The 7,711-nt window shown below is 69.1% G+C and carries 6 protein-coding genes and 1 tRNA gene; 5 read left to right on the top strand and 2 right to left on the bottom strand.

The genetic code is table 11. From position 1 onward, the window contains the following. Nucleotides 1–23 precede the first annotated feature (23 nt). Both LRA98_RS06505 and LRA98_RS06510 read right to left on the bottom strand, forming a co-directional pair. Complete coding sequence (locus LRA98_RS06505) at nt 24–2,450, bottom strand: tetratricopeptide repeat protein (protein WP_238633097.1); 2,427 nt, start codon at nt 2,448–2,450, stop codon at nt 24–26. Nucleotide 2,451: 1 nt separating this feature from the next. Further along, nucleotides 2,452–3,477 carry a tetratricopeptide repeat protein gene (locus LRA98_RS06510; RefSeq protein ID WP_238633098.1) on the bottom strand — a complete coding sequence of 342 codons (1,026 nt, stop codon included), beginning with the start codon at nt 3,475–3,477 and terminating at the stop codon, nt 2,452–2,454. A gap of 93 nt (nt 3,478–3,570) precedes the next feature. On the opposite strand from LRA98_RS06510, the gene LRA98_RS06515 reads away from it, so the two are divergent. The 5 genes from LRA98_RS06515 to LRA98_RS06535 all read left to right on the top strand — a co-directional run bounded on the left by LRA98_RS06515 (nt 3,571) and on the right by LRA98_RS06535 (nt 6,882). After that, nucleotides 3,571–4,758: a PP2C family protein-serine/threonine phosphatase gene (locus tag LRA98_RS06515; protein WP_238633099.1), complete on the top strand. Its 1,188-nt coding sequence runs from the start codon at nt 3,571–3,573 to the stop codon at nt 4,756–4,758. A gap of 25 nt (nt 4,759–4,783) precedes the next feature. Continuing rightward, nucleotides 4,784–5,131 carry an STAS domain-containing protein gene (locus LRA98_RS06520; protein WP_238633100.1) on the top strand — a complete coding sequence of 116 codons (348 nt, stop codon included), beginning with the start codon at nt 4,784–4,786 and terminating at the stop codon, nt 5,129–5,131. Further along, nucleotides 5,128–5,562 carry an ATP-binding protein gene (locus tag LRA98_RS06525; protein ID WP_238633101.1) on the top strand — a complete coding sequence of 145 codons (435 nt, stop codon included), beginning with the start codon at nt 5,128–5,130 and terminating at the stop codon, nt 5,560–5,562. Before LRA98_RS06520 ends, LRA98_RS06525 begins: the two co-directional genes overlap by 4 nt. 69 nt (nt 5,563–5,631) lie before the next feature. Continuing rightward, nucleotides 5,632–5,721: transfer RNA gene (locus LRA98_RS06530), tRNA-Ser, on the top strand. A gap of 324 nt (nt 5,722–6,045) precedes the next feature. Beyond that, the gene (locus LRA98_RS06535; protein ID WP_238633102.1) at nt 6,046–6,882 is read left to right on the top strand and encodes an aldo/keto reductase; all 837 of its coding nucleotides are present in this window, start codon (nt 6,046–6,048) and stop codon (nt 6,880–6,882) included. The last annotated feature ends 829 nt before the right edge of the window (nt 6,883–7,711 follow it).

Raw genomic sequence — 7,711 nt, forward strand, 5'->3', positions numbered from 1 at the left:
GGCGAGCCGCCCGGGGGCGGTAGTCAATGGAAATGCCAGGTGGCGCTCAGGCGGACGCCCTCGGCATCCCACTCGCTGGAGCGCTCGATGAAGGCGTCGGTGGCCAGCTGCAGGTGCTCACCGGCGTCCCAGAGGTAGGCGCCGGCCAGGCGCGTCCCGGAATCCTGCTCGCTGTCCCGATGCCCGGAGAGGCGGATCCGGTACTCGTGATTCAGCGCCCGGCAGCCGAAGACTTCGGCCAGGTCGTGTTGCCATTCCAGGAACGGGCCGGCGGCGAGGTAGTCCTGGGGCGTCCAGTAATCCCCTTCGTTCTTCCGTGTGTCGCGGTACTGGAAGGTCGCCCCACCGGTGAGCTGGTGCGGGTGCTCGGTCAGGCGTACCCGTGGCTGGAACTGCAGCAGGACACCGCGGTTGCTGTCCGTGTAGCGGGCCGCGCGCGCGGTGGCGGTCAGATCGACATGGCGATCAGCGTAGTAGTCCAGCTCAGTCTCGACCAGGCGGCGGTCGAGGCGTTCCAGGGCGGTGGCCGGGTTGCGCAGGACCCGTTCCTGGGCGACCGCGACGCGGGTGCGGACCCGGTCACCGGGGTGGTACTCGGCCTCGGCGCGGCCTTCGGTGGCGTCGTCTACGTCGGCGTCGTCGAAGCGGGTGTGCGCCAGTTCGGCGCGCCAGCTCAGATGCGCGCTGACCACGTTGCGTAGCCTGGCGTGGACCCGGTTGCCCCGGACCTGCTCGAGTTCGGGGTTGGCATCCGGATCAAAGCGGTACCGCAGCCGGTCCACCGAGACGTAGCCGCGCCCGCGTGCGGCCACTGGCAGGCTGCCATGAACCCCGAGACCGAGGATCTCCAGTTCGGCGTCGCGCCCGGATTCATCCCGGTACTCGGCGTGGACGCCGGCGCGCGGGCCGCGCCGGCGCTCCAGGTGCGCCAGGCGCTGCCCGGCCTGGGCGTGCCCCGGTGCCATCTCGAGCACGCGCCGGTAGGTGGCCCGTTCGGCGTCACATAGGCCGAGGGTGCACTCGATCTCGGACTGATCGAAGGCGGTCTCCAGGTTGTGGGGCTGGAAGCGTGCGGCACGCTGGAGGACGGCGAGGGCGGCCCGCGGCTGGCGGTCCTGGACCAGGGCCTTGGCGTGGGCCTCCTGGTGGACGGCCCGGTGCTCGGCGAGGGCCGGATAGTCCGGGTGGGCCGGTGCTGGCAGCGGCGCCTTCTCGGGCGCGGGCGTAATCAGCACGGGACGGGCCGAGGCCTCGTCCTCGGCGTCCGCGGTGCTATGTAGTTGGTTCAGCAAGGCGGCGTAGCGCTCCTTGGACTGCTTTCGATCCCCGGCCCAGCCCGCCACGCGCGCGGCCTCTACGGCGAAGGTCGGATCCGTCGGGTTGGCCTCGGCGAGGGTGTCGTAGATTTCCAGGGCGCGCTCGTAGTCGCCCTGCCAGGACGCCAGCCGGGCCCGGGTCAGGCCGGCCTGGGTGGCATCGGGGAAGCGCTGCAGGATGGCGGCTAGGGGCTCCTCGGCCTCGGCCAGGGCGCCGCGGGCGATGAGCTGATCGGCAAGAAGGTAGCTCGCCCGGGTCAGTTCTGGGTCCAGTGCCAGGGCCCGGCGCGCGGCTGCCTCGGCGGCCTCGCGTTTGCCGCGGGCTGCGGCGTGTTCGGCGACCTTGAGGTAATCCCGGCCGCTGCGCGGATCCGCTGGCGGTTCCGCAGTCGAGGGCGTTGGTTCGGTGTCTTCGGGCGAGCCGAACGCTGTCCGGTGGGCGAGGCCCTGGAGCCCTCTTCGCGCAAGGTCGTCGTCGGGGTCTGTCGCCAGGATTCGGGCGTATTGGTGCTCGGCCGCGTAAGGCCGGCCCTGGGCCTGGAGGAGATCACCGAGCTGGCGGCGCAGTTCGTGGTCCTCGGGGCTCTCGTCGAGGAGCTCGCGCAGGGCAGTCTCCGCGCCATGGAGTACCCCGGAGGCGGTCAGCGTGGCGATGTAGAGCTGCTGCTCGGCGCGCTCGCGCAGCGGCTGCAGGCCTTCAAGCAGGGTGCGAGCGCGGCCGGTGCGCCCCCGTGCGAACTCCGCCCGGGCCTGTAGGAGCAGGCTGGCTCGGGTTCGCTCGACACCCTCCGGCAGGGCGGCGAGCAGGTCGGCGGCGGCTGCATCGTCTCCTATCCAGTGCAGCAGCTCCGCGGTGTCGTAGACCAGTGCCGGATCGTGGGGGGTCTCCTGCAGCAGGCGCCGGTATTCGGCCAACGCCTCGGCGCGGCGCTCGGGCTGCCAGGAGAGCAGCCGCGCCAGCTGCTGACGGGCGTCGCGGTCGCTGATGTGCTCGTGGGCCGCCACCAGGCTGGCCTCGGCGAGATCCGGTGTCGGCAGCGGCTGGGCCCCGGCACGCTCGCCGGAGAGCCCGGTGGCGAGGATCAGCGCGCTACCGGCCAGGCCGAGGGCGGCGCTTCGCATCCTATCTGGCACGCTAATCCTCCAGGCTACGCCGCAGCAGCTCGATGGCCCGGTCGGGCTGGTCGGCCCAGGTGAGGACCTGGGCGAACTGGCGCATCAGCTGCCGGTCTTCGGGGCGGGCTGCCAGGAGCCGGTCGAAGGCCTCGATGGCCTCCTCGTAGCGACTTGACCAGGCCAGCGCCAGGGCCTTTTTGTACCGGGTCTCGTCATCCCCGGGATGCGCGTCGAGCTGCTCCCGGTAGAGCTCGATGGCGGCCTCATAGGCGCCTCGGCTGAGCTGCAGGTCGGCCAGGAAGAGCCGGTCCGGCGGTTCCAGTTTGACGGTTTCCAGATGGTCGATCTCGGCGGCGGCCCCGTCGATGTCGCCAGCCCAGAAGAGGGTGCGGGCCAGCCCGAGCCGGGCGGCGGGATGGTCCGGGTCGTCGTCGAGGACCCGGCGGTACTCGCCGATCGCCTCCTCGTGCCGGCCCCGTTCAGCGAGCAGGCGGGCGAGCTCCAGCCGGGCCTCGGTGGTCTCGGCGTCCGGGGCACGCCTTGCACGGGTGTCGATGTCCTCGGTGGGCAGGCTGTGCAGCAACTCCTGGTAGCGCCCGATGGCCGCCTCTTCCTGCCCGCTGCGGCGCAGCAGCGAGGCGTGATGCAGGATGCCGGCCGGCGAGAGGCTGCCGTTGGTCTGATAGAGCGCCAGTGCGCGCTCCGGCTGGCCGAGACGGTCGAAGTGTCCGGCCAGAGCGGAACGCATGTCCGGGTCCAGGAAGTCGTTCTCGTGCAGACGCCAGGCCCCGGCGAAGGCCGGCTCCGTGTGGTCCCGCCCGAGCAGGGTCAGGGTTGCCTCCGTGAGTCGGTCGGGGTGGCTCAGCCCGGCCTCGATGCTCCGGCCCAGGTGCTCGGTGGCGCGGTCGGTCCGGTCGAGTTGGCCCAACCACTCGGCAACACGGAAGTGGACCGTATCCGGGTGGACCCGCAGGTACGCGGCCACCGTGATGCCGACGACGGCGACCAGGAAGAGGGCGAAGAGTCCGTTCTTGCGTCTGCGCACAGCGTTATCGTCCCTGGCTTTGGCTCTGTATCGTAGCAGTAACAGTAGCCCCGAACAGCGGGGTTCCGCGACGTTTCTTAGCCGGGGGATGGCATGGATGGCAGGGACGCTGGCAATGAGGATCGGCCCACTGTCCTCATCGTGGACGACGAGCCGATCAATCTGGAGTTGCTCGGCCGGGTGCTGGGCGACGCCTACCGCACCCTGATCGCCCGAAGCGGGGAGCAGGCGCTGGCGATCATCGCCCGCGGGCGGCTGCCCGATGTCATCCTGCTCGATATCACCATGCCGGGGATTACCGGCTATGAGGTGCTGGAGACCCTGCAGGGTGATCCGCAAACCCGGGAGATCCCGGTCATCTTCATCACCGCCCTCAGCGACTGGGAGGAAGAGGCGGATGGACTGGCCCGCGGGGCGGTGGACTACATCACCAAGCCGTTCAACACCGCCGTGGTGCGCGCCCGGGTCGGCACCCACGCCAAGCTCAAGGCGCGTTCAGATCAGCTCGCCGCCCAGCACCGGCAGTTGCAGGCGCAGCAGCGTCAGATCGAGGCCGAGCTGCGTGTCGCCTCGCGGGTCCAGCAGTCCCTGTTGCCGGACCCGCCGCAAGAGGATGCTGGCTATACCCTGGACTGGTATTTCCAGCCCAGTGCGGTCCTTGGCGGCGACGTCTTCGCAGCCATCCCGCTCGACGACGGGCGGGTGGTGCTCTATATGCTGGATGTCAGCGGGCACGGCGTGACGGCGGCGCTGGTTTCGGTCTCGGTGGCGCAGTCGATCCGCCAGTGGGTTGCCGAGCGCCGCCAGGTCTCACCGGCGGCGATCCTCGACGCCCTGGATGAGGCGTTCCCCCTGGAGCGCTTCGATACGTTCTTCACGCTGATCGTGGTCATCTACGACCCGGCCGCAGGCGAGATCCGGTACTCCAACGCCGGACACCCGCCCGGGCTGTTGATCCGCGAGCGGGGCGGGAGCCTGCCCCTGCAGGCCGGCGGGCTGCCGGTGGGTATCGGCGGTTGGGGGTGCTACGAAGAGGGCCGGCTTGCCGTGGCGGACGGGGATCTGCTCTTCCTCTACACCGACGGGCTGGTGGACGTGGAGGATGCCGCGGGTCGCCCGCTGTCGGCCGAATCCCTGGAGCGGGCGCTGCGGGACTGGCGTGGCTGCGCGGTGGACACGGTGATCCAGGGGGTACGGCGGATGATGGAAGATCACGCGGACCAACCGCCGAGTGATGACGTAACCTTTGCCTGTTTGCGGTTCCCAGGGGCAGGCCAATAGGGCGGTAGCACAAAGGAGTGAGCGGATGGGATACCGGCGCGCGGATCGAGACGGGGTGGCCGTCGTCGAGGTTCAGGTCGAGCGGCTCGACGCCAGTGAGGCACCGGCGTTCAAGCGGGCGGCGCTTGAGGCCATGGATGACGGCATGGCCCGCCTGGTGGTCGATCTCGCTCGGGTCGATTTCATCGACTCCAGCGGTTTGTCCGCCCTGTTGTCGCTGCGCAAGAACATCGACCCCGCCGGGTCGCTGGCGCTGGCCGGTGTGCACGCGCCCAAGGTCGTCCAGCTGTTCCGGGTGACGCGGCTCGATCAGGGGGTGTTCCGCATCTATCCCGATGCCGAACAGGCGGTTGCTGAGCTGGCCAAGGCGTGAACGCGGGCCTGCTCCTGGAATTGCAGATTGATAGCGATCTGCGCCAGGTGGTTGACGCCTGCCGGGCCTGGCAGCGACTGGCGGGGCAGCTGGAGTTGGGCGAAGAGGCAGCCGGAGAGGTCGAGTTGGCCCTGTGCGAGGCGGTCAACAACGCCATCATCCACGCCCACGGCCAACGCGCAGGTTACACCGTGCGCATCACCGTCCGGCGAGACGACGGTTGGCTGATCGTCCGGATCCACGACGAGGGCAAGGCGACAGGCCCGGACCTGCCCGCGGTGGAGGCGCCCGGTGGGACGGTCGATCTGGATGAGGGTGGCCGGGGGCTGCGGATCATCCAGGCGCTGATGTGGCGGGTCCGTTACCTGCCACACTCGGGGGGCAACACGCTTGAGATGCGATACCCGCTGCCGGGCGGTACCGAGGACTGACCCGGGCGGCGTTCGCCGTTGTCTCGGGTGGCCCGCGGTCGAGCCGGTGCGCTACCATCTTGCGCTCTAGGAGAGGTGGCTGAGCGGTCGAAAGCACCCGACTTGAAATCGGGTGAGGGCATGCGCCCTCCGGGGGTTCGAATCCCTCCCTCTCCGCCAGAGTAACGCGACTGGGCACTCTGCCAGCCAGGTGTCTCCTGCCAGATCGAACGATCACCCCGGTCCGCGTGATGTGGGGTTGACATTCCCGCCCGACGCAAGACCAGCACGGTTATTTCTGCACAGGCGATGCGAGAACCCCGCGTAAGCCGCTGACATCTGGAGGGGTGTTCGCAAGGTGCTGATTTGTGGTTGGTTTGCAGATGAACAGTCTTTGTCCAATGGACCTGGAAGGCCTTCGCGAAGCGGGTTCGGCGGACTTTCTCCACACGGTTTTCCACAGGTTCTGTGGAATCCTGGCCGACCCAGGGGCAAGGGGGTGAGATGCAGCGCCATGTCGTTTTGCCCGACGGAGAGCGGGTTCCGGCCCTCGGCCAGGAGACCTGGCGCATGGGTGAGCGCCGAAGCGAGCGCGCGGCCGAAGTCGCGGCGCTGCAGGCCGGGCTGGATGCCGGGCTGACCCTGATCGATACCGCCGAGATGTATGGCGACGGCGGTGCCGAGCGGGTGGTGGGCGAGGCCCTGGCCGGGCGGCGGGATCAGGCCTTCATTGTCAGCAAGGTCTTCCCGTGGAACGCAAGCCGCAAGGGCGTGGTCCGCTCGTGTCAGCAGAGTCTCGAGCGTCTGGGCACGGACCGGATCGACCTCTACCTGCTGCACTGGCGCGGCGGCGCCTCGCTGGGGGAGGCGGTGGCCGGATTCCAGGATTTGCAGCGCGCTGGCTGCATTCGCCACTGGGGCGTGAGCAACCTCGATCGGAGTGACCTGCAGGAGCTCCGGGAGGTGCCCGGCGGGGGCGCGGTCGCCGCGAATCAGCTGCTCTATCACCTCGGGGAACGGGGTATCGACTGGGACACGCTGCCGTGGTTGCGCCAGCGCGGCATCCCGATCATGGCCTACTGCCCGCTCGGGCAGGGCGGGCTGCTGAACGACCGGCGTCTCGTGGGCTTTGCGGGGCGTCACGGCATGACGGCGGCCCAGGCGGCACTGGCCTGGTTGCTGGATCAGGGCGATGTGATCGCGATCCCGAAGACGCGAACGCCGGAGCGCGTTCTCGAAAACCGCGCCGCGCTCGAGATCACCCTGACCGAAGCGCAGCGCACGGAACTCGAAGAACGCTTCCCGCCGCCGGACGGCCCCCGGCCGCTGGCCATCGTCTGATCGGGTCTGAGGCAGCGTATCTTCTCCTGGGTTTTTCGTTACCTCATGTGTATGCGGTGGATGCCTGTGCGGCGCCAGCCTGTGGGGCCGGGCCGCCATCGGTCGATGAGAGTGTTGCCGGGTTGTCGGGGTGTCTACTCGTATCCGACGCGATGACGACACCGAGGAGGGCGGCAGCATCGACATCGGGGATGACGACACTTTTGGGACCGTGGCTGGGACCGGAGTGTCGACACGTCCGCACTGACGTCTGCGACACATGTCGACATGCAGACAGGGGTGACCCGATGGGCTCACCCCTTTTTTACGTGTCACACGAGGGTGTCTGCGACACGTGTCGCGCGTGACGGGAGCGGGTGGGCGCGACCGCGACGAAACCCCGGCGCGCACACTGAGTGCTCCTCACCCGCACACAAAATCAGTTCGCGAGACAGCGACACGGAGTGCGTCCCGGCGTGGGCAAGAGCGGCCGTGAGAGGGGGTGAGCAGACCGCTCTCGAACCACTGCGTGCTGGTGGATATAGCCACTATCAAAATCCGGGGTGTAGGCGAGCGAGCAGGGAGGGGCTGGCCGCGCAGCGAACGTCCTCACGGCCGTTCGTGCGCTGCGTCCACGCCGGTGTCGCAGACCCCGTCGCGTGTGTCACACGCTCGGGCTCGTGACAGTGTCGCAGGGGTGTTCGCGCGTGGGTGTCGCGATGTCGACATGCGACGTTGATGACGACACTCGATGAGGACACCGGGTGCAGACACCGCGATGAGGACACTCGGTTGAGGCGGGGAGGTGATGACCTCTCGGCTGGCGCAAGCCCCGCCGTTCAGGGCGGGG

Source organism: Halorhodospira sp. M38 (assembly GCF_022227985.1).
GTDB classification, from domain to species: Bacteria; Pseudomonadota; Gammaproteobacteria; order Nitrococcales; family Halorhodospiraceae; genus Halorhodospira; species Halorhodospira halophila_A.